At 64.9% G+C, this 23685-nt stretch carries 22 protein-coding genes; 9 read left to right on the top strand and 13 right to left on the bottom strand.

All coding sequences use genetic code 11. The features are described from left to right. Positions 1-11: 11 nt before the first annotated feature. From OPIT5_16060 to OPIT5_16040, 5 genes are all read left to right on the top strand, one after another. The gene (locus tag OPIT5_16060; GenBank protein ID AHF91511.1) at positions 12-3008 is read left to right on the top strand and encodes a hypothetical protein; all 2997 of its coding nucleotides are present in this window, start codon (positions 12-14) and stop codon (positions 3006-3008) included. A gap of 148 nt (positions 3009-3156) precedes the next feature. Then, entirely contained in the window at positions 3157-4179 is a 1023-nt protein-coding gene (locus OPIT5_16055) for a glycosyl hydrolase family 43 (protein ID AHF91510.1), read from the top strand. Further along, on the top strand, positions 4098-4961 hold the full coding sequence (locus OPIT5_16050; GenBank protein AHF91509.1) for a hypothetical protein: 864 nt from the start codon (positions 4098-4100) through the stop codon (positions 4959-4961). Before OPIT5_16055 ends, OPIT5_16050 begins: the two co-directional genes overlap by 82 nt. Before the next feature lie 49 nt (positions 4962-5010). Then, the gene (locus tag OPIT5_16045) at positions 5011-5160 is read left to right on the top strand and encodes a hypothetical protein (GenBank protein ID AHF94440.1); all 150 of its coding nucleotides are present in this window, start codon (positions 5011-5013) and stop codon (positions 5158-5160) included. Between the two features lie 77 nt (positions 5161-5237). Continuing rightward, entirely contained in the window at positions 5238-5414 is a 177-nt protein-coding gene (locus OPIT5_16040; protein ID AHF94439.1) for a hypothetical protein, read from the top strand. 26 nt (positions 5415-5440) lie between these two features. Here OPIT5_16040 and OPIT5_16035 read toward each other — a convergent pair whose 3' ends face one another. Both OPIT5_16035 and OPIT5_16030 read right to left on the bottom strand, forming a co-directional pair. Then, positions 5441-6847 carry a fumarate hydratase gene (locus tag OPIT5_16035; GenBank protein ID AHF91508.1) on the bottom strand — a complete coding sequence of 469 codons (1407 nt, stop codon included), beginning with the start codon at positions 6845-6847 and terminating at the stop codon, positions 5441-5443. Between the two features lie 284 nt (positions 6848-7131). Then, positions 7132-7551, bottom strand: coding sequence for a hypothetical protein (locus OPIT5_16030; GenBank protein AHF91507.1), 420 nt, complete (start codon positions 7549-7551; stop codon positions 7132-7134). Positions 7552-7682: 131 nt separating this feature from the next. Here OPIT5_16030 and OPIT5_16025 point away from each other — a divergent pair, with 131 nt between their 5' ends. The 3 genes from OPIT5_16025 to OPIT5_16015 all read left to right on the top strand — a co-directional run bounded on the left by OPIT5_16025 (position 7683) and on the right by OPIT5_16015 (position 12416). Beyond that, the gene (locus tag OPIT5_16025; GenBank protein AHF91506.1) at positions 7683-8654 is read left to right on the top strand and encodes a magnesium chelatase; all 972 of its coding nucleotides are present in this window, start codon (positions 7683-7685) and stop codon (positions 8652-8654) included. Positions 8655-8682: 28 nt separating this feature from the next. Continuing rightward, on the top strand, positions 8683-9918 hold the full coding sequence (locus OPIT5_16020; protein ID AHF91505.1) for a hypothetical protein: 1236 nt from the start codon (positions 8683-8685) through the stop codon (positions 9916-9918). A 143-nt stretch (positions 9919-10061) separates the two neighbouring features. Continuing rightward, a complete protein-coding gene (locus OPIT5_16015; protein AHF91504.1) occupies positions 10062-12416 on the top strand; it encodes a transglutaminase in 2355 nt (784 codons plus the stop codon). Between the two features lie 152 nt (positions 12417-12568). On the opposite strand, the gene OPIT5_16010 is transcribed toward OPIT5_16015, so the two are convergent. From OPIT5_16010 to OPIT5_15975, 8 genes are all read right to left on the bottom strand, one after another. Beyond that, positions 12569-12976: a hypothetical protein gene (locus OPIT5_16010; protein ID AHF91503.1), complete on the bottom strand. Its 408-nt coding sequence runs from the start codon at positions 12974-12976 to the stop codon at positions 12569-12571. Beyond that, the gene (locus OPIT5_16005; GenBank protein ID AHF91502.1) at positions 12973-13434 is read right to left on the bottom strand and encodes a universal stress protein UspA; all 462 of its coding nucleotides are present in this window, start codon (positions 13432-13434) and stop codon (positions 12973-12975) included. Before OPIT5_16005 ends, OPIT5_16010 begins: the two co-directional genes overlap by 4 nt. 69 nt (positions 13435-13503) lie before the next feature. Further along, the gene (locus OPIT5_16000) at positions 13504-14304 is read right to left on the bottom strand and encodes a hypothetical protein (protein AHF91501.1); all 801 of its coding nucleotides are present in this window, start codon (positions 14302-14304) and stop codon (positions 13504-13506) included. 28 nt (positions 14305-14332) lie between these two features. After that, positions 14333-15124: an ABC transporter permease gene (locus OPIT5_15995; protein ID AHF91500.1), complete on the bottom strand. Its 792-nt coding sequence runs from the start codon at positions 15122-15124 to the stop codon at positions 14333-14335. After that, positions 15121-16188: an ABC transporter gene (locus OPIT5_15990; GenBank protein AHF91499.1), complete on the bottom strand. Its 1068-nt coding sequence runs from the start codon at positions 16186-16188 to the stop codon at positions 15121-15123. Before OPIT5_15990 ends, OPIT5_15995 begins: the two co-directional genes overlap by 4 nt. Before the next feature lie 223 nt (positions 16189-16411). Next, positions 16412-16807, bottom strand: coding sequence for a glycine cleavage system protein H (locus OPIT5_15985; GenBank protein ID AHF91498.1), 396 nt, complete (start codon positions 16805-16807; stop codon positions 16412-16414). A 159-nt stretch (positions 16808-16966) separates the two neighbouring features. Next, positions 16967-18085, bottom strand: coding sequence for a glycine cleavage system protein T (locus tag OPIT5_15980; GenBank protein ID AHF91497.1), 1119 nt, complete (start codon positions 18083-18085; stop codon positions 16967-16969). Between the two features lie 110 nt (positions 18086-18195). Continuing rightward, positions 18196-18699, bottom strand: coding sequence for a hypothetical protein (locus OPIT5_15975; protein AHF91496.1), 504 nt, complete (start codon positions 18697-18699; stop codon positions 18196-18198). An 18-nt stretch (positions 18700-18717) separates the two neighbouring features. On the opposite strand from OPIT5_15975, the gene OPIT5_15970 reads away from it, so the two are divergent. Further along, positions 18718-18807, top strand: coding sequence for a hypothetical protein (locus tag OPIT5_15970; protein ID AHF94438.1), 90 nt, complete (start codon positions 18718-18720; stop codon positions 18805-18807). Positions 18808-19075: 268 nt separating this feature from the next. On the opposite strand, the gene OPIT5_15965 is transcribed toward OPIT5_15970, so the two are convergent. From OPIT5_15965 to OPIT5_15955, 3 genes are read right to left on the bottom strand one after another with little or no spacing between them, the layout of a single operon-like run. Further along, positions 19076-19753: a membrane protein gene (locus tag OPIT5_15965; protein ID AHF91495.1), complete on the bottom strand. Its 678-nt coding sequence runs from the start codon at positions 19751-19753 to the stop codon at positions 19076-19078. A gap of 47 nt (positions 19754-19800) precedes the next feature. Beyond that, positions 19801-22194, bottom strand: coding sequence for an outer membrane protein assembly complex, YaeT protein (locus tag OPIT5_15960; protein AHF91494.1), 2394 nt, complete (start codon positions 22192-22194; stop codon positions 19801-19803). Between the two features lie 7 nt (positions 22195-22201). Next, positions 22202-23650, bottom strand: coding sequence for a DNA helicase (locus OPIT5_15955; protein ID AHF91493.1), 1449 nt, complete (start codon positions 23648-23650; stop codon positions 22202-22204). Between the last annotated feature and the right edge of the window lie 35 nt (positions 23651-23685).

Here is a 23685-nt window from a genome sequence, read left to right as displayed (position 1 = left end):
CCTGATCCCCCATGCCAACCCCGCGTCTCCTGCTCCCGGGCCCGATCCTGCTGGCCATGCTGACCAGCCTCGCCCTCGCCGATGTCAATGCCTCCGGCCTCAACGAACGTTCCGACGCCGGCTCTTCCGCCTGGCTTCAGTCCGACGCCTCCTCCGCCGTCTCCAGCGACCCGCTGGTCCCGCCCGATGTCGCCCGCCGCCTGCCCCTCGCGCAACGCGCCCGCATCCACGCCCTCGGCGGCGGCGTGCGCGGTTTCGGCATGCTCGCCGAATATCCGGCCAGCCAGCCGCCCGGCGAGATTGTCGTCGCCCGCCGGACCACGATCCCTTCCCCCGGCAAGGAGCCCTACGCCCCGATTGCCCTCGCCCGTGTCTTCGACCCCGCCGGCAACCTCGTCGCCGTCGAGGAATTCACCGACCAGGCAACCCCTCTCGAAATCCGTACGCTCAAGCCAACCCTGAACCCCCAACCCCAAACTCCAAACCCCACCGGCTCTGCCGGTGCCGGTGGCGTCTGGCGCGTCTCCTTCAGCGGCGGTCGGGCGGGCGACATCGTCGAACTCCGCCTTCCGCCCACCGACACGTGGGGTGTCCGCGGCGAGATGGCGCTCGGCATCATTCCCGCCACCCTGCCCCGCCCCGCCTGGCTCTGGATCCCTCCGTCCTCGGTCAAACTCCTCATCGGCATCGAAACCGGCAACACTTCCGGTATCGAGCTCCAGACTACAAACGGCGACGGTTCCTCCGCCGCCGTACTCGCCCGTCCCGAGCCCGACCCGCTCAAACGCGCCGGCCGGCTCTTTCTCGCCGATCTCCCTCCCGGTCTGCCCGGCTCCGTGACCCGCCTTCTCCTCCCGGCCCGGTTCGGCGGCGCCATCGTGGTGGAAGGCGCGCCCGGCCTCCTCTGCCCCACTCCCGCCGCCGCCCTGCGGCTGCGCGGCGGCACGGTCGAGAGCCACGGCGTCCTCACCGCCGGCCCCCTTCAGGCCCGCGCCCGCGACTGGATGGTCGCCAACGCCCCCAAAGTCGACCGCCAGCTCTCCATCACCTTCCCGTCTCCCGGCTCCCTTCCCGCCGATCTCCCCGACCCGCAACTCCAGGCGCTGATGTTCGGCAAGTATGGTTTCGCGAATACGCTCGCCCATACCATCAAACTCCAGAACGCGCACCTCGACCCTGCCGATCCTTTCCTCGGTTCCTTCCGCACCGAAAATCCCCCGCGTGGGACGCCCGACTGGACCCGTTTCTGGATGCCCGTCAACGGAGTCAATTTCCCGCCTGCCGCCCTCGCCGCCGCCGTCACGTTCCCCTCCCCCCTCAACGCTGCGCGCCGCAACGAAGACCTCATCCGCCGCGCCACTCTCGGCGCTTTCGCCAATTTCATGTCGATGCAGGGCGACGACATCCTCAGGGAAGGCAGTCTGGAAAAGACGCGGTACCCGATGACCCATTCCTTCTTCATCTACCCGCCCGCCCTCGCCCAGGCCTGGCACGGCCTTCGCGATCTGGTTCCCGACGACGAAGCCCGCGCCATCTGGCGCGCCGGTCTCGTCGCCGTCGGCGACAAGCTCGCCGACTACCAGGGCTACCAGTCCAACCAGTGGAGCCACATGATTCTCGGCCACCTCGAGACATATCTGGGCACGGGCGAAAAACGCTTTCTCGGCTACTTCGAACGCCTCGCCACCGCGTTCTTCGACGGCGCCTTCGGTCCGGACAACAAGTTCGGCCAGCATCCTGCCGGCTATTTTCTCGAAGAGTACGGCCCCGACGGGAACTACGACCATCTCAGCGCCTACTGCCTGGTGACGGCGTGGTATTATTACCGCGAACTCCCCGAGGCCAACCCCGCCCTCGTCGAAAAAATCCGCGCCGGCATCGAGAAAAACATCCGTTTTTCCAGCTTCTTCTGGCTGCCCGATCCCGGTCCCGCCGGCGGCATCACCAGCCCCACCGCCTTCAACTGCCGGACCACGTCCGCCATCGCCGGACTCGGCTATCCCGGCATGATCATGGCCAAATCCGACTTCCCGCTCGGCCTCGCCCGCTTCCGGCTCACCCGCCCGCCTGTTCCCGGCAAAGGCATCGGCATGGCCTCGACCTTCTCCTACATCGCCAACACGGATGAATGGGCGCACGCCATCATTCGCGACGGATTGCGCCGCGGCCCGACCGGCTACGACGCCGCCGGCGGCACCTGGGTGCCGCACATCTACAAGACATACTCACAACCCGTTCGCGTATCCCCGGCTCCGATACCCGTTGAGGAGACAGGCGGCACCTGGACGCTCCCCGGCCTGCTCGCGTGGAACCGTTCCGGCCTCTACGGCGCCACCTTTTACGATGTCGCCGGAGCGACCCGCACGCTCAACGGCTTCGCCGGCGGCGGTCCCGATGCGCTCTGGACCGGGGCCACCGGCGCCTTTCTCCTTGGCACTGCTCCCGGGAAACCGCAAAGCGGCCCCGTTGTCCGCATCAAGGACGCGCAGCCGCAAAAATCCGCCGAAAGCCTGACCTTCTCCTGTGTGTACGGAACGGATACCGGCGGCGCTTTCTTCTACAGCGGCAAGGAACGCGCTTCCCTCGACCCCCGCACGGTCGTCGAAGGCCGTCATTACGATATCGGGGCCAAGCTCGACACTCCCTTTGCCACCCTCGCCTGGACTTACGATCTGCCTGACGACAACACCCTGGTGCTCTCCGTCTCGCTCAACGCCCAGCCCGCCGCGCGCGAAGCCTTCGTCAACCTCCCCCTTCGCACCGTCGAGACGACACGCCTCCGCCTCGAATCACCCAACTCGCTTCTGGTCGAAGTCATCGGAGAAACCGGCAGCGTCCCCGTCCCGGCCGTCCGCATCACCTGGCCTGCCACTGCCTCCGGCCGTTTGCAGCCCTCGGTCCACAAGGACCTGCAACGGCTGGTCATCCCGCTGCCTGCCGACGGCAGTCCGCTGCCTCTGCGCATCATAAAAATGCAGGATAACCCTGCAGGAGCAGGGCGAGGATAATGCCGGTCAATCGCTGCGAAGATCACTCTTCCGGCCCGGGTGGAAAGACGTCGCCGCCCGGTCGCCGCGGCACGTTGGCGGACATCTGCAGCGCCAGGGTATTCGCCGTTGCACTGAAACGGAGAGAAACCCGTATTTGGAATATCCGATGAACACGCTGTTCCATTTTGGAGAAATCGCCGACGACAACGGCTTTCGCATGGAGGGCTACTGGCTCTGGTGTCCGTCCGTCATCCGCGGACCGGAGGGACGCTGGCACATGTTTGCCTCGCGCTGGCCGGCGTGGCTGCCGATGCATCCGGGCTGGCTGACGCATTCCGAAGTGATGCGGGCCACCGCCGACAATCCCGAAGGTCCCTACGCCTTCGCCGAAGTCGTCCTGCCCGCGCGCGGTCCGGAGTACTGGGACGGACGTGCCACGCACAATCCGACCATCCGGTTCCATGGTGGACGCTATTATCTCTTCTACACCGGCATCACCTGGCCGCTGCCGCCACCGAAACCGGGAGAAACGCCGGGCACGCGCGACCCGTTGTGCATCGTCGCCCGTGCCGCGAAACGAGTCGGCGTGGCCTGGGCGGATTCACTGGAAGGCCCGTGGCATCGCAGCGAACAACCGCTGCTGCCGACCAGACCGGGGACGTTCTACAGTTTCCTGACCTCCAACCCTGCGCCGTGGATCATGCCCGACGGACGCGTGATGATGCTGTTCAAGTCGCGCGAGTATCGGGCGAACGGCTCTCACAGCGACATGCACATCGGACTGGCCGAGGCGGACTCGCCGGCGAGCCCCTTCCGTGTCGTCGGCGACGGCCCCGTGTTCGATGAGTTCGGCGAGGTCGAGGATCCGTTTTTCTGGCACGACGGCGAGGTGTTTCACGCTGTCGCCAAGGACATGAGCGGCACCCTCGCCGGCCAGCCGGGCGCCGGAGTGCATGCGGTCTCCGACGACGGCCGTCGCTGGCGGCCGGGAACTCCGCAGGTCGCGTGGCGAAAGGAAATCGTGCGCGCGGGCGGCGTCCGCGAACAGATCGGCAGCCTGGAACGTCCGTTCCTGTTGATGAACGAGGCGGGGATCCCTACACACCTTTGCGCGGCCGTGTCCAACGGATCGTCGGGTTTCACCGACGCCAGCGTCACACAAAACCGCGTTATCTCCCTGGAGTCATGAGCAATTCATTGTTTGGTCCGGACACGGCTTTTGAGTGGCGGGGCTTCGAAGGACGCGAGGGCATCGTCGATGGCCGCGCTCTCAAGGTCGTCGCTCCGCGCACGCCGTTGCCCGGCCGTCCGTGGGCCTGGCGGCCGGAGTTTTTTGATGCGTTCGCCGACGCGGACGAGCAACTCGTCGCCCGCGGATTTCACCTCGTTTATCTCAACGTCGTCGATCACTACGGCTGCCCGAAAGCGATCGCACATGGCGACGCGGCGTATCGCTTTCTCACCGACAGCACCCTTCCCGACGGATTCCGTCTCGCTCCCCGGTTCGCCTTCATCGCGCTGAGCCGCGCCGGACTCTTCGCTTACAACTACGCCATCACCTTCCCCGAACGCGTCGCCTGCATCTACGCCGACAATCCCGTCTGCGATTTCAAAAGCTGGCCGGCCGGTTTCGGCGTCGGCCCCGGCAGCGCGGGTGACTGGCAAAAGTGCCTCGCCATTTACAGCTTCGCCGACGAAGCGCAGGCGCGGGCGTATTCCGGTAATCCGGTGGACCGGATCGACGTCATCGCACGCGCGCGCATTCCCGTTCTTCAGGTCATCGGCGACGCCGATGAAACCGTCCCGGTATCGGAAAACGCGCTACGCATCGCCGCCGCCCTGCGGGCCGCCGGTTCGCCGTATGAGGAAATCGTCAAGCCCGGCGGCCTGCATCATCCGCACGGCCTGCCCGGCAATCCCGGCCCGATCGTGGAGTTCGTCATGCGACACACGGTATCCGTCTTATCATGACAAAATTCACCGCAAAGAACAAAAACTGGAATCCGGAGTAGCAGGCATAGTGGATAATCCTCGCGTTCCGGAATCGCTCACCGGGCGGAAACGCGGAGTTTTCGGTCTGGATTTCCATCGGCGTGGCCAGACCGAGTTCGATCCGGGCGGCGTCGTGGGCGCGCATTTCCGCCTTCCATTCATGAAACTCCTCGAATGAGCCGAGCCTCGGGCCGTGGAGTGTCCGGATCCCGACGCAAAGCCTCGATGTAGTACGCTTTGGCCTCGGTGAATTTCATGCCCTGCAAATGCATCGCCGCAGACGGATTTTGTCAACCCGACGGCCATTCCACCGGGTGTTTCGTGATGTCTCATGCAATCACCACAAAACTCCCGGATTTTTTACACAAAGTTCGCAAAGAACGCGAAGTCCCTGAAAAACAATTCTTTGCGCCCTTTGTGATCTTTGTGTAAAATCAGTCGCAGCAAAGACACCGGTATCAGCCGCCGCCGGCCAGCGAGCTTTCGCCGGGTTTCGTCATCGACATCGGTTCCAGCGCGGCGTCGAGCGTGGCGGCGTCGAGCAGGCCTTTTTCCAGGACGACTTCACGGAGCGTCTTGCCGGTGGCGAGCGCTTCCTTGGCCACGGCGGCGGCGTTGTCGTAGCCGATGTGCGGGTTGAGCGCGGTCACGAGCATGAGCGAGCGGTCCACGAGTTCCTTGCAGCGCGCTTCGTCGGCCTCGAGCCCGGCGACGCAGGCGTCGGCAAACTGGCGGGCGGCGTTGCCGAGGATGTGGATCGACTCGTGCAGCGCCTGCGCAATGAGCGGGATCGTGACGTTGAGTTCGAAATGGCCGTCGCGCCCCGCGATGACGACCACCTGCGAGAGGCCCTGCGTGTAGATCGCCGCCTGCACGAGCATCTCGCTCATCACCGGGTTGACCTTGCCCGGCATGATCGAGGAACCGGGTTGCGTGGCGGGGAGTTTTAACTCGCCGAGGCCGCTGCGCGGGCCGGAGCCGAGGAGGCGGATGTCGTTGGCGATCTTGGTGAGGCTGGCGGCGATGGTCGCGAGCAGGCCCGCGACCTCGACGGCGTCATCGCGCCCGCCCTGCGCCTCGAAGTGGTTGCGCGCCTCGATGAAGGCGAGGCCGGTTTCCTCGTTGAGCACGCGGATCACCGCCGCGGGAAAGGCCGGATGACAGTTGATGCCGGTGCCGACCGCGGTGCCGCCGATGGCGAGTTCGAGCAGGGCGACGATGGCCTTGTCCACGCGCTCCACGGATTTCGAGGCCTGCGCGGCGTAGCCGGAAAATTCCTGGCCGAGTGTCAGCGGGGTGGCGTCCATCAGGTGCGTGCGGCCGATCTTGACGATGTGCGCGAAGGCTTTCGCTTTCGCGTCGAGCGCATCGCGCAGGTGCGCGAGGGCGGGGCGCAGGTGCGTCTGGAGGGCGTGGGCGACGCTGACGTGGAGGACGGTCGGGATGATGTCGTTGGACGACTGGCCGAGGTTGACGTCGTCGTTGGGGTGGATCGGTTTTTTCGAGCCGACGGGCTGGCCGGCGAGCTGGCTGGCGCGGTTGGAAATCACCTCGTTGGCGTTCATGTTGGTCGAGGTGCCGGAGCCGGTCTGGAAAACGTCGACCGGGAAATGGACGCTGAGCTTGCCCTCGGCGATCTCGCGCGCGGCCTCCTGGATGAGTTTCGATTTTTCGGGCGAGAGGCGGCCGAGCTCCTCGTTGGCGCGCGCACAGGCGAGCTTCACGAGGCCGATGCCGCGGATGAACCCGTCGGGCAGAGGGCGTCCGCTCACGGGGAAGTTGAGCACGGCGCGCTGGGTGGAGGCGCCGTAGAGGGCATCGTCGGGGACCTGCATGGGGCCCATGGAGTCTTTTTCGGTTCTCATATGCGGAAGGCGGGAATGATTGGAAACGGAAGTCGCCAACATGACAAACGTTGGCCTAACTTGCGAACCTCGAATGCAGATGCACACAGGTGAGACCGTTTCTCAATCAATGAAAGCGAGTAACGGCAGGTTGTTTTCCGGCGGCATTGGCAGGCGACGCGAGCAGGACAACGGCAGCAGGAAGCGGCGCCGTCCCCCGACGCGGGCGCGATCCGGAGAAGGAGTAAGAGAACGAGAATGAGAATGAGTGGTTGCGGGCGAGACGCCCGCGCCACATCCGCCTGTCACTCGCCGATGAGCGTCACCACGAGCCGGCGCGTGTGCGGGGCGCGGCGGTGTTCCCAGAGGTAGAGGCCCTGCCAGGTGCCGAGCAGGAGGCGGCCGTCGGCAAACGGGATCGTCTCGGCTGTGCGGGTCAGCGCCATCTTGATGTGGCCCGGCATGTCGTCGGGGCCTTCGGCGGTATGGCCGAAATGCGGGTCGTTTTCGGGCACGAGGCGGTCGAGCCAGCCTTCAAGGTCGTGGCGGGCGGTGGGATCGGCGTTTTCCATGAGGACGAGCGAACAGCTCGTATGCTGGCAAAACACCGTGGCGAGGCCGCGGGCGAGGCTGCTGCGGGCGAGTTCCTGTTCCAGTTCGCCGGTGATCTCGTGCGTGCCGGCGTGGCGGGTGCGGACGGTGAGCGTGGTCTGGTAAACGGGCATGCCGGCGAGCTTGCGCAACGTGCGGGAAAGGAGCAAGGAATGGCGCCGGAAGCACCCTTCACCATGAAATCTTCCGCATCGTTGCAGGCTTCCCTTTGACGGGTGCGGAAACCGCTACCACATTTCCGCACATGAGCGATTTTTTCTCAGGAGCCGAAGTCGGCGCCGCCAAGGAAGTCCTGGACCAGTTGCGCGCCAACATGCGCCTTACGGTCAAGGGCAAGGATGACGTGATCGAGCAGGCCCTCGTCTGCCTCGTGGCCGGCGGCCATCTGCTCATCGAGGACATGCCCGGCGTCGGCAAGACCACCCTCGCCTACTCGCTCGCGCGCTCCATGGACTGCGCGTTCTCCCGCATCCAGTTCACCAGTGACCTGCTGCCGAGCGATGTCACCGGCGTGGCCATCTACGACGAGACGATGAAGGAATTCGTCTTCAAGAAAGGCCCCGTCTTCGCCAACGTCGTCCTCGCCGACGAAATCAACCGCGCCACCCCGAAAACCCAGTCCTCCCTCCTCGAAGTGATGGACCGCGGCAAGGTTTCCGTGGATGGCGAAACGCATGCCGTGGGCGCGCCGTTCATGGTGTTCGCCACGCAAAATCCCGTCGATTACGAAGGCACCTTCCCGTTGCCGGAAAGCCAGATGGACCGTTTTCTCGTGCGGCTGCACATGGGTTATCCCAACCCGGCCGACGAACTCGAGATCCTCCGCGCGCCCCGCACCTCCTACGACAGCATCGCGCTCAACGCCGTCGTCTCGCGCTCCGACGTCCTGCAACTCCAGGCGCTCGCCACCCATGTTTTCATCGAGGACAGCGTGCTCGACTACGTGCTCAAGATCATCAGCGCCACGCGCACCGAATCCGAGTTCAAGTCCGGCGTCTCCGTGCGCGGCACGCTCGCCCTCAAACACGCCGCCCAGGCCCGCGCGCTCCTGCACGGACGCGACTTCGTCATCCCCGAGGATGTGCAGGCGATGGCCATCCCCGTGATGGCGCACCGCCTCGCGCTCGTGCGCCCCGGCTCCGACGCGCTCGAGGAGCGTCGCACCATCACCAACGTCCTCAAGCGCATCATCGGCGCCATCGCCACACCGGCATGACGGCCTGAGCCTCCTGATCCCGCCCGCCGTGCCTTCCACCGTCACCGATTCTCCTGCCGCCGCCCGCGCCGACGAACCGCCGCCCTCCGTGGTCGTGCCCCATGGTCATGTCGCGCCGGTGACGCCCCTGCGCGAACAGGATGACTGGCAGGGGGTGAAACTGGCTATCCGGCGCGACCCCGCGCAACGCTGGCGACGGCACCTCTGGTCGCTGATCTTTCCTCCGAAAAGCCTCAGTCACCGCCTGCTCCCCACGATCCCCGGCGTCCTCCTGCTCCTCGCCGCCGCGGGCATCGGTGTGGCCGCCTACAACACCGCCCAGAACACGCTCTTCATCACCCTCTCGCTGATGATTTCGTGCCTCGTCCTCAACGGCGTCATCTCCTGGCTCAACGTCCGCCAGCTTGGCTGGCGCCTGCAGGTCGCCACGCCCTGGCGCGCCGGGCAGGACCAGGTGGTGGGCCTGGAGATGCGCAACGAGAAACGCCACATCGCCACCTACGGCCTCTCGTTTGACCTGCGTGCCGAGCCCTCCGGCGCGCGCACCCGGCTGGTCCTTCGCCAGCGCCTCGATCCGCGCTCCCAGCTCCGGCTCGAATGGGTACTCCGCCCCACCCGGCGCGGCCGGGAACGCATCGAGCTCGTCAGCATCGGTTCGCTGTTTCCCTTCGGCTTCCTGAACAAGACGATCGGCAGCGGCATGTCGCGCGAAGTCATCGTGTGGCCGGCTCCCGCCGACTATCGCCGCCACGCCATCGGCGGCGCCTGGCGCGCCCTGCCCGGCGAGCGCAGCCGCCACAGCGGACAGAGCGGCGAGGTCGTCGGCGTGCGCAAGTACATCGCCGGCGACTCCCAGCGGATCGTCCACTGGAAGGCCACCGCCCGGCTGCGCGGCGTGATGGTCAAGCAGTTCTCCAGCGAAGGCAGCGAGGGCGTCACCCTCTGGTTGCAGACGCCCGCCGAAACCTGGTCGCGGCCCGACCAGTTCGAGGTGCTGGTCAGCCTTGCCGCCACGCTCGCCGAAGACCTTTTCCGCAACGGCCGCCTCCTCGCCGCCGCCGTCAACGACGAGGCCCCCCGCCCCATCCGCAAGCTGCGCGATCTCGAACTCTTCCTCGACCAGCTCGCCGTGGTCGAACCCGTGCCGCCCGCCGCCGCCGGCTCGGAAGCCGCCTCCCGCCGGCGCAATCTCCTCACCTTCCAGCCCGAAGGTCCGCGCGGCGTCGGCGCCTTCATCGACGGCATCAAGGCGGCGTCGGCGTAGTTGAAATCAATTACGAATTGCAAATGACGAATGACGAATTGCCAAGGCCCCCCCTCTCCCCCTCTGCACACACCACCACCTTCCCTGTATTTCGCCGTATCTGAAATTCGTAATTTGAAATTTGTAATTCGTCATTTCCCCGCATGATCCGCCGTCCCCAGTTAAGCATCGACGAGCTCCACCAGGTCCGCTGGCTCCTGGGCGGCATTCTCATCGTGCTGTCGGCCTGGACGGTGTCGTTCATGGATGTGAGCGCCACGCTCCTGCTCGGCATCATTTCGATCGCCGTGCCCGTGGCCACGCTCACGCCGGCGCTTGCCGCCTGGGTGCCGGCGTGGATCCACCGGCTCGTGTTCCCGCTCGTCGTGGCGTTCCTGCTCTGCGACATGTTCATCACGCGCCAGTACCTGCCCGCGCTCATCCGGCTCGACCTGATGCTGCTGCTCTACCGGGGCGTCACCCTGCGGCGGCGGCGCGAAGACCTGCAACTCATCGTCCTCGCCCTGTTTCTCGTCATCGTCGCGGGCGTCATCACGGTCTCCCTCGCGTTTGCCGTGCAGATCCTGCTCTTCATGGCCTGCACGCTGGCCCTGCTGCTCGTGCTGACGATCACCGAAGTCATGCCGGAACCGCCCGCCCGCTCCGGCGTGCCTCCGGCCTGGGTGCATGTCAACTGGAGCCACCTCGCCCGGCGCCTGCTCCAGGTCAACAACTGGCGGGCGACGATGATCGCCGGCGTGATCTTTTGCGCCGTCGTCGGCCTCTCCGCCGTGCTGTTCCTCACGCTGCCGCGCTTCGACATCAACAGCTCGATGTTCATCGACAAGCTGATCCCCCCCAAATCCAAAACCGGCTTTACGGAAAACGTGCGGTTCGGCGATGTCGTCAATCTCCAGGAAGATCGCAGCGTGGCCCTCAGCGTCGATGTCTCGGACCGGTCCGCCGTGCCCGCCATGCCTTACTGGCGCATGCTCGCGCTCGACCAGTACAACAGCCGCGACGGTTTCAGCGTCTCCGAAGGCCTGCATTCCGAGATGCGGTCCTGGCCCGGCAAGATGCAACAGTACACCGGCGCCGCCCCGCGTCTCGACCCCCGGCGCCGCGTCACCTGGACTTTTTACATGGAGCCCGGCGTCAGCCGCTACCTCCCGATGCTCGGCGATTTTTTCCTGCTCACCTTCAACGAGGAACAGTCCCTGAGGAAAAGCGATGTCCTGCGCATGTATGCCCTCGCGCAGGAAAGCCAGCGCATGATCCCCTGGCGCGTCGACGGCATGGTCGAGGACAACAGGCTGCGCGATGCCGCCTATGCCGCCCGCTGGAAACAGCTCTCCAGCCCCGACCGGCCCATCGAACCCGACAGCACCGAACGCCTCGGACGCCGCGGCTGGGGCTGGCGTGGCGATTCCCCGCAGGATTTTTATCCGGACGAATACGAGGACATGCCCGGCAACTACAGCGATGAGATGCTCGGCCGCCCCCCCCCGCCGCCCGATTACCTGCGGCTGCGCATTTTCAGCCGTTCCAGCCTCGCGCAGCTCTACGGCGCCGTGGTCGAAATCGGCCCGCCCGACGATGGTGACGTGTCCGCCTTCATCCAGCGGGCCAGCAACTGGCTCCAGCAGCGCCACGGCTACTCGATGCAATTCACGATCGATCGCGGCGAACGTGGCGAACGCGGCGAGCGCCGACGCTTCTGGCCGGATCCTCTCGTCACCTGGATGACCTCGAAGGAAAACGGCCACTGCGAGATGTTCGCCGGCTCCATGGTGCTGCTCGCCCGCGCCGCCGGCATCCCCGCCCGGCTTGTCACCGGCTTCAAGGGAGGCTCCTGGAACAGGACTTCCGGACACATCAGCATTCGCAATTCCGACGCCCACGCCTGGTGCGAGATCTTTGACGAGAAGGACACCTGGCTGCGTGTCGATCCCACGCCCGGCTCCAGCATCCTCCCGCCGGCCGATTCCGACGACACCGCCCTCGCCTTGAATCATTTTTCTCTCGAAACCGAAACCGGCTGGGCTTCGCGAACCGACAGCCTGCGCGTTTTCTGGTACCGGCGGATTGTGAGTTTCGACCAGACCTCGCAGCTCGAGATGATCCGCATCAGCAAGGAGATCATCGAGACCATGTCGCGCGAATGGCGCGAACGTATCGAAAAAACCCTGCGCACGCTCCTCGAGCGCGCCCGTCAGCCCTGGACCTGGTGGCAGGTCGGCATCATCGCCGTCTGCGCTGTCATCGCCGTCGGTATCATATGGCTGTGGCGTGAACTCGGCATCGGTCTGTGGCTGCGTTCACTGCGCGGCGCCGATCCCGTGCGGCGCGAAGCCAGCCGCTGGTTGCTGCGCCTGCAGGATGCCCGCGGCCCGTTCGCCAAAGGCGTCGCCAGCCGTCTGCTGCGATTGCGTTACGGCGACAAAAAAACCTGGCGCGAGCCGGCCACCCGCGTGTTCCGCGACGCCCGCCGCGCCGTGCGCACCCTCCGGCGGACGTGAGGAGTGGCAGTTTGTAGTTGGTAGTTTGAAGTTGGTAGTTGGTGATTTGAAGTTGGTAGTCGCCAGTTGGTGATGGCGCCCGCACTTCGTAGCAAAAAACCAACTACCAGTTTCAAATTGCCAACTTCAAACTTCTAACTTCAAACCTCACCCTACCCGTTCGCCCGCAATATCTCCCGCGTCACGCCATTGGAAACCGCCAGGAAGATCGCAATCGCCAGGTAGGCGCCGCCCAGTGCGGGATAACCGTACAAAAAGACCTGCACTTCCGGCCGGAGCAGACTGGTGGAAAAGAAAAAATACGAAAACGACAGCAGCAACCCCGCGCCGCTGATCGCCGCCACCACCACCATCACCCGGCGCGCCCAGTCCTTCCCTGTCATCAGCGGCAGGGCCAGGATGGCGATGCACAACGGCCTGAGAATATCCAGGAGCAGAAACACGCCGGACCCGACGAGGATCACGATCAGCGCATCGACAATCGCGAGCGCCAGCAGGAACGCGGAGATCGTCCGCAGACGCCTCCGCCGGGTCGAATATCTGGCTTTGGTACGGCTCACTTTTTCTTCTTTGCGACCGCCCTGGTCCTGGCCGGAGGCACCACGACGACGGGGCAGGTTGCTTTTTTCAGAACCGCCTGGGTGGTGCTGCCGATGATCAGGTTGTAGAGCGCGGTGTGGCCATGCGCGCCGAGGACGATCGCATCGACCTTGCGCTTGCGGGCCGTCTCCACAATGGCGGGCGCGGCCGGGCCGTTTTCGAGAATCGCCGCCGCCTTGAAACCGCGCGCCTCCGCGGTCTTGACCAGATGCTCGAGCTGACGGACGGCGGTCTTCCTTGCGAGGGCGATGGTCTCGTGGAGCATTTCGACTCCCACGCCGTAATCGGTCGTCACTATCGGCGGCGTCAGGCTGTGCAGGAAAAACACACGGGCGCCGGGCGTGGCGAGCTTTTCGACGGTGGCAAGCAGGGCGCGGGTGGCACCCGAGAAATCAACGGGGACGAGGAGGGTTTTCATAACACCGCCAATATTACCCTTCATTCTCCAAAGGACAAGCCCCGGCTCGCTTCCTGCCGGCTGCATTTTTCAGCTTCCGGTACTCGCGTATCGCCTCAACCCGAGTCGCCAGACCAACAGCGCCAGTCCGAAAAACACAAACCCGGCTGCCGGACTCGTCCATTGCCATGCGCGCGACGAACCGAGGGGATCGGCCCGCGACAGCACGCCGACGACCGGAAAGTACGTCACACAGCCCAACGGCACCACCAGCGTGAAAAACCGCCGCAGCCACCCCGGATAAATCGCCAGCGGATACTGCGCCGCCGCTACGCCGCCGTAGGTCAGCACGTTCATCACCTCCAGCGACTCGACCGTCCAGAAGGCCAGCGTCGCCTGCACGATCAGCAATCCGAGGAACAACGCCACGCCGCCCGCCATCGCCGCCAGCAGCAGCACGATTTTTTCCGGTTGCCAGCCGAGGCCGAGCGCCAGCCACCCCCACCCGAGCACCGCCAGCCCTTGCGCGATGCGACCGAGCCGGCGCAAGGTGAACTCGCGCCCCAGCACCTGCAGGATCGTCGAGCGCGGACGCACGAGAACGCGGTCGAATTCCCCGCTTTTCACCAGACTCCCGAAATCGTCAAAACCCCGCCCCGCGCCCTCCGCCAGCGCCCACGCCACGTTGACCGTCCCGTAGAACACCGCGATCTCCGCCAGCGACCAGCCGCCCAGCCCGCTGAAGCGCGCGAACAGCGCCCGGATCGCCAGAAATTCCACGACCGGCATCAGCGTCGTGCCCGCCAGTTGCATCGCAAACGACGCCCGGTATTGCAATTGTCCGCGCCACGAAATGCCCGCGTAGCGCCAGTAAAGTTTCCAGCCGTTCATCGTGGTCGTTCTCCCCGTTGCATTGAGTTCAGCCTCCCTGGATGACGACCCGCCGCATCCCCGCGGCCAGCAGGCCGCGGCCCGTCAGCACCAGCACGACAATCCATATCCACTGATGCGCCAGCGCCGCCCACGCCGAGCCACCCGCGAGGTCGCCAAGCCACACGCGATGCGGCGTGTCGATCAGCCCGCGAAACGGCAGCGCCGCCAGCGCCGGTTGCAGCCAGTCCGGCAAGAGCGGCAGCGGCACGAGCTGGCCCGAGAGAAAAATCACCGCCACCGGCATCAGGAACTGGATGCCGTCCGCGCTCAGCGTCCACAGCATCGAAAGGTTCATCAGCACGGTGAACGCGCTCGACAACGCCACGGCGCCGGCAATCGCCAGCATCCACAATCCGGCCGCCCCGACCGATGCCGGCGGCTGCATGCCGAGCAACAGCAGGGCCACCACGAACATCGGTATCGCCCGCAGCACGACAGGCGCCGTCTTCAGCGCCACCGCGCGCGCAAACCAGCCCGCATACAGGTCGACCGGGCGCAACAGCTCGGTCGCGAGGCCGCCCGAAGCGACGAGCGCCTTCACGTCCGGGTCCACCCGCCACGGCAACAACGTAAAAAACGCCTGCCCGAGCCACGTGTAGGTGACGACCTGCGCGAAATCGAGGGGCGGCGCGTCTTTTGCCGATGCGTAAAATGCCCGCATCACCGCCACCACCAGCAGCCCGAAAAACAGTTGCGTGACCAGCCCCGCCAGCGCCGCCGCCCGGTAGTGCAGCAACAGCAGGAAGCGCGTCCTCACGATGGCGAGCAGCGGCTTCATCCTGTGCGGCCTTCCCTGCCGTGGTCGCTGCTGCCGGTGTCGCCGCGCGCGCCGCCCGCATAAATCCGCGCCACGATTTCCTCGATGGGCGGGTTTTCCACGAACAGATCGCGCACGGCATGGCGCGCCGTGATGCGTGCGATCAGGTCGCCGGGCGGCACGGTTTCCGGATCAAACGCCAGACAGATCCGCCCGCCGTCGTGGCGCACCACCCGCGTGTGCGGCTCCGCCAGCAGCGCCGCCGCCGGCTCCGGATCGCCACCGCCCGGCCTGCCGTTGGGCTCGTCCGCCAGGTCGAGGGTCAGCCAGCGCTCGCGCCCGAACCGGCGCCGCAGGTCGGCGAGCGAACCGTCGCTGAGCAGCCGCCCGTCCGCGATGACCATCACGCGGGTGCAGAGCGCCTCGATGTCGTCCATGTCGTGGGTCGTCAGGATGACGGTCACGCCGCGCTCGCGGTTCAGCCGGCGCACAAAATCGCGCACGGCGAGTTTCGAGGGAGCGTCGAGCCCGATCGTCGGTTCGTCGAGAAACAGGATCGGCGGCGCGTGCAGCAACGCCGCCGCCAAGTCGCAGCGCATGCGTTGCCCGAGCGAGAGCTGGCGCACCGGCACATCGAGCAACGTCTCCAGCGAAAGCAGGGCCACCAGTTCGTCGCGCGCGGAGGCGTAGCGATCCGGCGGCACGCGATAGATGTCGCGCAGCAATTCAAACGACTCGATCACCGGCAAATCCCACCACAACTGGGTGCGCTGGCCGAAGACCACGCCGATCTCCGCGACGTGGCGGCGCCGTTCCCGCCACGGCACGCGGCCGCGCACGAGGCATTCGCCGCCATCGGGGACGAGGATGCCCGACATGATTTTCACCGTGGTGGATTTCCCCGCGCCGTTGGGGCCGATGTAGCCGACCAGTTCTCCCGGTTGCAGATCGAACGACACACCGTCAAGGGCACGCACCTCCCGGTGCCGCCGCGCCACCAGACCGCGAACAGCCCCCCGCATGCCCGCCGTACGCTCGGCGATGTGGAAGACCTTTTGCAGATTCCGGACGACGATCTGTGGCATGGGGCCGCCAACAAACGGAAAACGCTTCGGCCCGGGTCAAGAACGGAATGGGATCAAGCGACAGCATCCGCATGAAAAGCGACGACAGGGCAGATCGCCGCATTCGCCAGCGCCCGTCGTTCCTCTCATGGCTCCGGAGGCGCTCCGGCATCAGACACCGGCGGAGGCGGCGGGATGGCGAGCCGGGGAGGAATTCGGTAATCCGGATACGCTTTCCCCCGCCTTACTCGCCGATCGCGGCGGTGTAGGCGGTGGCGTCGAGCAGGGCGCCGGGCGCAAGCTGGTCGAGCGGGGCGGCGAGTTTCACACGGATCAGCCAGCCCTCGTCGTAGGGGGACTGGTTCACCCGTTGCGGTTCGGCATCGAGATCGGCGTTGATTTCGACCACCGTCAGCGCCACCGGCGCGTAGATGTCCGAAGCCGCCTTGACCGATTCCACCACGCCGAACGATTCACCCGCCGCGAAGGTCGCGCCGACTTTCGGCAACTGGACATAGGTGATGTCCCCCAGGCTGGCCTGGGCATAATCGGTGATGCCGATGGTCGCGGTGTCGGCGCCGGTCGGCTGCAGCCACTCGTGCGATTTCGCGTAGAGGAAGGAGGCGGGTACGTTGCTCATAGAAACAGATTGGTGGAGAGGCCCACGAAACACACGAAAAGACACGAAAAGAAATACCTCAAAAAGAAGAGAATGCCCGGGGCGGCTCAATGGACCGGAAGCAGGGTGAATTTTTGTTTGTCTGCTTTTTCGTGTTCTTTCGTGTGTTTCGTGGGCAATTCATGACCGGAGCGGGACGAAGGGCGGTTTCACGGGGCGCAATGCAAGCCGCGTGCCACGGATGTCCACTTCCAGCGGCGACTCCGCCAGCGAGGCGTCGACCAGGGCCGAGCCGATGGCCGTGTTGAGCACCGGCGACAGCGTGCCGGAAAGGACGCGGCCGGCGACCGTGTCGCCGCCTGCGGCCAGCACCGGCGTATCCGCTCTCGCAATACGCCGGTCGTCGAGGCGGAACCAGACGACGCGTCGCCGGCTGCCGGCCAGCTTCTCGGCGCGCAAGGCGCCGGAGCCGACAAAGGCGGCGCGTTTGTCGAGCTTGACCGTCCAGCCGAAACCGGCGGCGAGCGGAGAGATCTCCGGAGAGAGTTCGTGGCCGTAAAGCGGGTAGCCGGCCTCGAGGCGAAGGCTGTCGCGTGCGCCGAGTCCGGCGAGCACGAGTCCGTGCGGGCGACCGGCTTCGAGGAGCGCCTCGGCCAGTCTCACGGCCTCGTCCGCCGCGTGGTAGAGTTCAAAACCGTCTTCGCCCGTATAGCCGGTGCGGCTGAGCAGGCAGGGCACGCCGGCCACCGCGCCTTCGCCGAAATGATAGGTGCGGATGTCGTCGAGTTTCGCATCGGTCAGCGCCTGCACGATGCCGGCCGCACGCGGGCCCTGGATCGCGAGCAAGCCGTACCCGGCCGACCGGTCGGCAAGGGCGACATCAAAATCGCCGGCCGCGGCCTGTTCGCGCAGCCAGGCAAAATCGGCGGCGATATTGCCGGCGTTGACGCAGAGAAAATAATCCTCCGGCCCGCGCATGTAGATCAGCAGGTCGTCGATCACACCGCCGTCGGCATCACACATGGGCGAGTAGAGGATGCGGCCGGGAAAGAGCCGCGAGACGTCGTTGGTCACCACGTGATCGAGAAACCGGGCGGCATCGGGGCCGCGGACATCGAATTCACCCATATGGCTGACATCGAACAGGCCCGCTGCCTGGCGCACCGCCTTGTGCTCCTCGAGGATGCTGCGGTACTGGACAGGCATTTCCCATCCGGCAAAATCGACCAGGCGCGCGCCATGCCGGGCGTGGAAATCACGAAGCGGGGTGCGAAGCAGGGAGACGGACGCGGCAGTCATGTGGTAGCGGTCAGGCGTGCGGTTGGAAAAGGAAACTACGGCGATTCGAAAAAAAAGCGGCAAGCGCGTAAATGCGCCTGCCGCCGGATTGGCAAAAAATTGCTGGCGGGTTACTGGACCGCGTAGGTCTTGATGATCGATTCGATGGCTTTCTTGTGGTCTTCGGAACTGATCTGGCCGGCGGCAAGCATGGCGTCGGCCGACGTGACCTGGGAGGCCATCTCGGCAAACCGGTCCTTGCTCGCATCGGCCGCGTCGGGCCGGAGATTGACGACAAGGTGGTCGGGCGTGAGATCGGTCATCGCGCCGAGATCGTAATCGATACCCCAACGCAGGTAGTTGTTCTCGTATTCGTTGGGCATCGGCAGCAGGAGGGCGTCCTGCGCGACGTAGCCGGGTTTCTGGAAGTCGATGCGGTAAACATCGCTGCGCGGGAGGCGCACACGGAAAGGAGTCTGGCCGACGACTTCTCCGTTGATGAGAGCGGTGGCTCCCGCCGGAATGGTCTGGACGGTGACTTCCTGGGTGCGGCCTTTGGTAAAGATCGCGCAGCCGGTGATGACGACCGCCGCGGAAGCGACGAGAGCGGAGAGGAGAAGTGAGCGAATTTTCATCGAGGGGACGAAGGGGATGTGATCTACCGGGCGAAGAAAGTTTTCATCTTCGGCGCGGTCAAGAGCAATAAGCCGCAGAAGTTGCAAAAAGGCACGAACAGAAAGTGACGCCGGCAGTACCGGGATTGACGGAGCGGCGGCATTCCTGCCGCTGCGACGAGGCGCGACGCGCCTCGCCCTTCGCCGATGCAAGCTGTGGATTTCCCGATCCGGCGACGCCTTGCGTCGTCTGCAGCGGCAGGAATGCCGCCGCTCCGGTTGACTGGCGAGGCGGCCGGGGGGGCGCTCCCAAAAAAACCGCAGCCTGCAAGGCTGCGGTTTGGGTGAATGCTGTTTGCGTTTGTGCCACCCGATCCGGCTGGCGGCCGGTGCCGGGTTACTTGCCGGCGGGGAAGGCGATGCCGGTGCTGCCGCCGGTGTTGGCGGCAGGGGCCGGAGCCGGTGCCGGCTTCGCGGCCGGAGTGGCGCTGGGGGCGGTCCCGCGGCCCTTGTTCACTTCGGCGATCACCTCGTCGGTGATATCGTAGGAAGGATCGAAATAGATCACGGGCGAAATGCCGAGAAGCGAAGGTCCGGACTTGTCGATGAGGATGGTGGCACCCTTGCGCTTGGCGATGTCGGTCGCCGTCTTGCCGAGCTTCTCGAGCATGACTTCGCGGAATGCCTTGATGCGCTGCTGGAAGGAGTTGCGGGCGTTCTGGGCGAAGTTCTGCACTTCGGCCTTCTTCTTGTTGATCTCCTCGCCTTTGGCCTGGAAGTCGGCCTGGAGCTTGTTCTTGGCGTCGGCGCTGAGCGTCGGGCTCTGCGCATCGGCCTGGATCTGCTTGAGTTGCTCGACGAGCGCGTTGCCTTCGTCGTTGAGGCGCTTGATCTCGTCCTGGGCCTTCTTTTCCTCGTCCTTGAGCTTGTTGTTCTGCTCTTCGGTTTCGTAGTGGCCGTCGTAAACCTTGGCCATGTCGATAAAGAAGATCTTGGGGGCCGGCTGGGCACTGACACCTGCGGCCACGAAGCCGAAGGAAGCGAGTGCAATGATGGATTGAATGAGTTTCTTCATGATATTAAGATCCGGTAAGGAGGTGCGGGAGGTGGATGACAGCGAAATCAGAAACGGGTGCCAAAAGAAAAGTTAAATTGTCCGCCGCTGTCGTTGAATCGGTCGCTGGTGATGGGGATGCCGTAGTCGAGGCTGAGCGGCGCGCCCATGATCATGATGCGGATACCGAAGCCGAAGTTGTCGTTGTAATTCGAGGGATCGAAATCGTAGGCGTCGCGGTTGACGAAACCGGCGTCGTAAAAGATGGCAAAGCGGAGGGGCTCCACGATGTCAAAGGTGTACTCGATGCTGAGCATGCCGTAGGACTTGCCGCCCATGGGCTCGCCGTTGCCGCTAGTGCCCGACGGGGTGTGATCGTAAATGCCGTCACCCTGCTTGGGGCCGACCTGGCGATACTCGAAGCCGCGCAGGGTGCTGGGACCGCCCAGGAAGTACTGGTCGAAGTAGGGAACGTAATCACCGTCGAGCACGCCGACGCGGCCGATGACGGAAAGCACCTGGTTGAGGGTCTCGAAGGTGGGAATGTACTGCGAGGCGCGCAGTTCGAGGCCGTAGTAGTCGGCGTCGCCGCCGAGGGCGCCGCCGGCGTAGGTGGTGGTGAATTCGACGCGGTTGCCCCGGGAGGTGTTGATGAGGCGGTCGCGGGTGTCGCGCAGGAGCGTGAAGGTGAGCTTGGAAACGTCCTGCTTGCCTTCCTCCGCCTTGAGGTTCCAGGGCGCGTCGCTGTCGATGTCCTTCATCTCGACCTGCTCGATGGTGTAGCCGATCTTGCCTTCGATGAGCTCGATCAGGCGCTTGCGGAGGTAGACGTTGGCGCCGATGCGCACTTCGTTGTAGAGCTGGTTGTTGTAGTCGGTCGAGGTGCGGTAGAGGGAGAAACCGAGGGCGAGTTCGCGTTCGAGGAACCAGGGTTCTTCGAACGAAAGGATGGCCTCGTTGGAGCGGGAGCCGACCTGGAGGCGGAGGCGGAATTTCTGGCCGTCGCCCTGGAAGAGCGACTTGCGGTGGAACAGGTCGAAGTTGGACTGGGAGACTTCGGCGAAGAGGATGACGCTGTCGAGCGTGCTGAAACCGGCGCCGAAGGTGAGGTTGCCGGTGCGGCCTTCGCGGACGGCGATCTTGAGATTGCGGCGGCCGGGGATGTTGGTCGCCTCGGGGGTCATGTTGACCTCCTCGAAGAAGCGGGTGTTTTCGAGGCGGAGCTTGGAAATGTTCATCCGCTGGATGTTGAACACCTCGCCGGGGCCGATGTTGAGTTCGCGCAGGATGACGATGGACTTGGTCTTGGTGTTGCCCTCGAGCTTGATGGACTCGACGTAGTACTTCTCGCCTTCCCGGAAGGAGTATTCGAGGTCGATGGCTCCGGTGGTGAGATTGGGGCGGCGGATGACCTGGACGCGGGCGTCGATGTAGCCGTCCTTGCCATAGGTTTCCTCGAGGTTGCGGGCGTCCTTGTCGATCAGCGAGGGAGCGAAGATCTTGCCGGTCGTCTGGCGGAGGACGGCGCGGAGCTCGTCGGTGGTATAGAGGGTGTTGCCGGTGATCCTGATGTCGCCGACGTGGTACTGGCGTCCTTCGACGACGGGGATGGTGATGACGAGTTTTTTGGCGCTCGGGTACTCGTAGCGGATTTTTGCCGGATCGATCTCGACGTCGAGCAGACCTTCCTCGCGGAAGGCGTCGCGGAGTTTTTCGAGGTCCTCGTCAAAGGCCTCGTCCCGCAGGCGGCCGGTGTCGGTGATCCAGGAAAAGATGTTCCACTTGCGGGTGGTCATGACCTTGCGGAGCTTCTTGGTCGGCAGGTGTTCGTTGCCGGTGAAGTCCACGCGCTTGATCTTGACCTTCTCGCCTTCGCTGATCTGGAAAACGATGGTGCCGAAGCCGCTGTTGCGGTCACGGTCGATGGTGTAGTTGACGGTGGCCTGGTTGTAGCCGGATTTCTGGTAAAACTCCTTCAGCTTCTGGGCGTCTTCCTTCACCTGACGCTCGTCGAGGGCGAGGTTGGGCCGGGTCCTGATTTCCCGTTCGAGGCGCTTGCGCTTGATCTTGTCGATGCCGGTGAAATCCACGCGGAGGACGCGGAATTTGGGCGTGAGCTCGACCTGGATATCGACAAGGCCGCCGGAGCGGGTGTCGCGTTTGAACTCGATGAGCTCGAACTGGCCGGTGCGGTAAAGCGCGCGGATGTCGCGGTCGATCAGGGCCTCGTCGACGGGACCGCCTTCGGTGAGTTGCATGTTGGCGCGCACGACCTGCTCGTTGACGTTGGCGGTGCCGACGAATTTCACGGTGATCGTGCCGACACGGGCATCGCTCGCAGGCGGCGTGACCGCGATGGTCGGAGGCTGCGCGGGCGCCTGGGCAAACGCATCCGGAACGATCGTCGACAGGAAGGCGAGCGCGCACGCGCTGGCGAAAAGGAGGCAGGACACGTAGCTCACAAAGGGGTTACGGAGTGTAGTTTTCAAAGCGCGTTATGTTCTTCAGGAATGTCAAAGTCGTTTCCCCTACCTCGCCGTTACGATTCTTGGCAACGTATAACTCCATCTTGTCGCCAGCTACCTGAAATTTGTCGTCGGCGTCCCTGGGCCGGGAGAGCATCAGGACGACGTCGGCATCCTGCTCGATGGAGCCGGATTCGCGCAGGTCGGAGAGGCGCGGCGTGCGGCTTTCCTTTTCGGCGGAACGGTTGAGCTGGGCGAGGACGATGACCGGCACGTCGAGCTCCTTGGCGAGGGCCTTCAGGCCGCGCGATGCCTCGGCAACCTGCTGTTCACGAGGGACCTTGGGGTCGGTCGGACTGATGAGCTGGAGGTAGTCGACGATGATCAGGCCGAGGGGCTGGCGGGCGGCGAGGCGGCGGGCCTTGGCGCGCAGTTCCATGATGGTGAGCGCGCTGCTGTCGTCCACGAAGAGGGGAGAGTTGGTGAACTCGTCGGCGACCTGGAGGAGGCGCTGGTGGTCGTCGCCGTTTTTCGAGAGCAGGCCGTCGCGGAGCAGGTGCATGTTGACGCGCGAACGGCTGCAAAGGAGACGCAGGGCGAGCTGCGCGGCGGACATTTCGAGCGAGAAGACCAGCGTGGCCACACCGGCGCCCTTGAGCGGGAGCGCGGCGTGCTCGGCGATGTTCATCGCCAGCGACGTCTTGCCACAGGAAGGGCGGCCGGCGAGGACGATCATTTCCTGCTTCTGGAGGCCGAACATGAAGCGGTCGAGGTCCTTGAAACCGGTGGAAACGCCGGTGAGCTCGCCGCGTTTCATGAACATCTTGTTGACCACCGTCATCGCTTCGCGGGTGGGCTCGCGCATGGAGCGGGCGCCGTCGCCGACGCGCTCCTGGGTGACGCGGAAGATATCCTGCTCCACCTTGTCCACGAATTCCTGGAGGCCGCCGGTGTACTCGTAACAATTTTCCACCGCATGGGTCGCCGCGCGGATGATCTCGCGGAGCAGGTGCAGTTCGCGGACTTTTTCGATGAAATAACCGGCCTGGGCCGTGGTCGGGATGCTGCCGCTGATCCGCGTGAGGTAGGCGTAGCCGCCGATCTCGTCGAGCTGGCGGCTGGTCTTCAGCTCCTCGGCGAGCACGGCGAGGTCGATGGCGGAGCCCTTGTTGTAGAGCTCGATCAGCTTGGAAAAGATGACCTGGTTGGCCGGAACATAAAACGACTTCGCGAGCACCTTGCCTTCCAGGCAGCGCGAGATGACGTCGCCGCCATCGAGCAGGCAGCACGAAAGCAGGTACTCCTCGGCCTCGACCGAGTGCGGCGGCACGCGGCCGACGAGCGCGCCAGGAGCGCCGGAAGCGCCGTCGCTGCCGAAGCGATCGCCGCGGTCGCGGTCATCGCGACGTGGTCGGCGCAGGCTGCGGGCTGAGGCGGAGGAGTCGTCGGGCATCGGTTCGGCAGAGTCGGAGGAAAAAGGAGGCGAGA

This window comes from Opitutaceae bacterium TAV5, assembly GCA_000242935.3.
Classification (GTDB): domain Bacteria; phylum Verrucomicrobiota; class Verrucomicrobiia; order Opitutales; family Opitutaceae; genus Geminisphaera.
The sequence above is the reverse complement of the archived record's forward strand: the minus strand, read 5'-3'. Positions and strand labels throughout refer to the sequence as shown.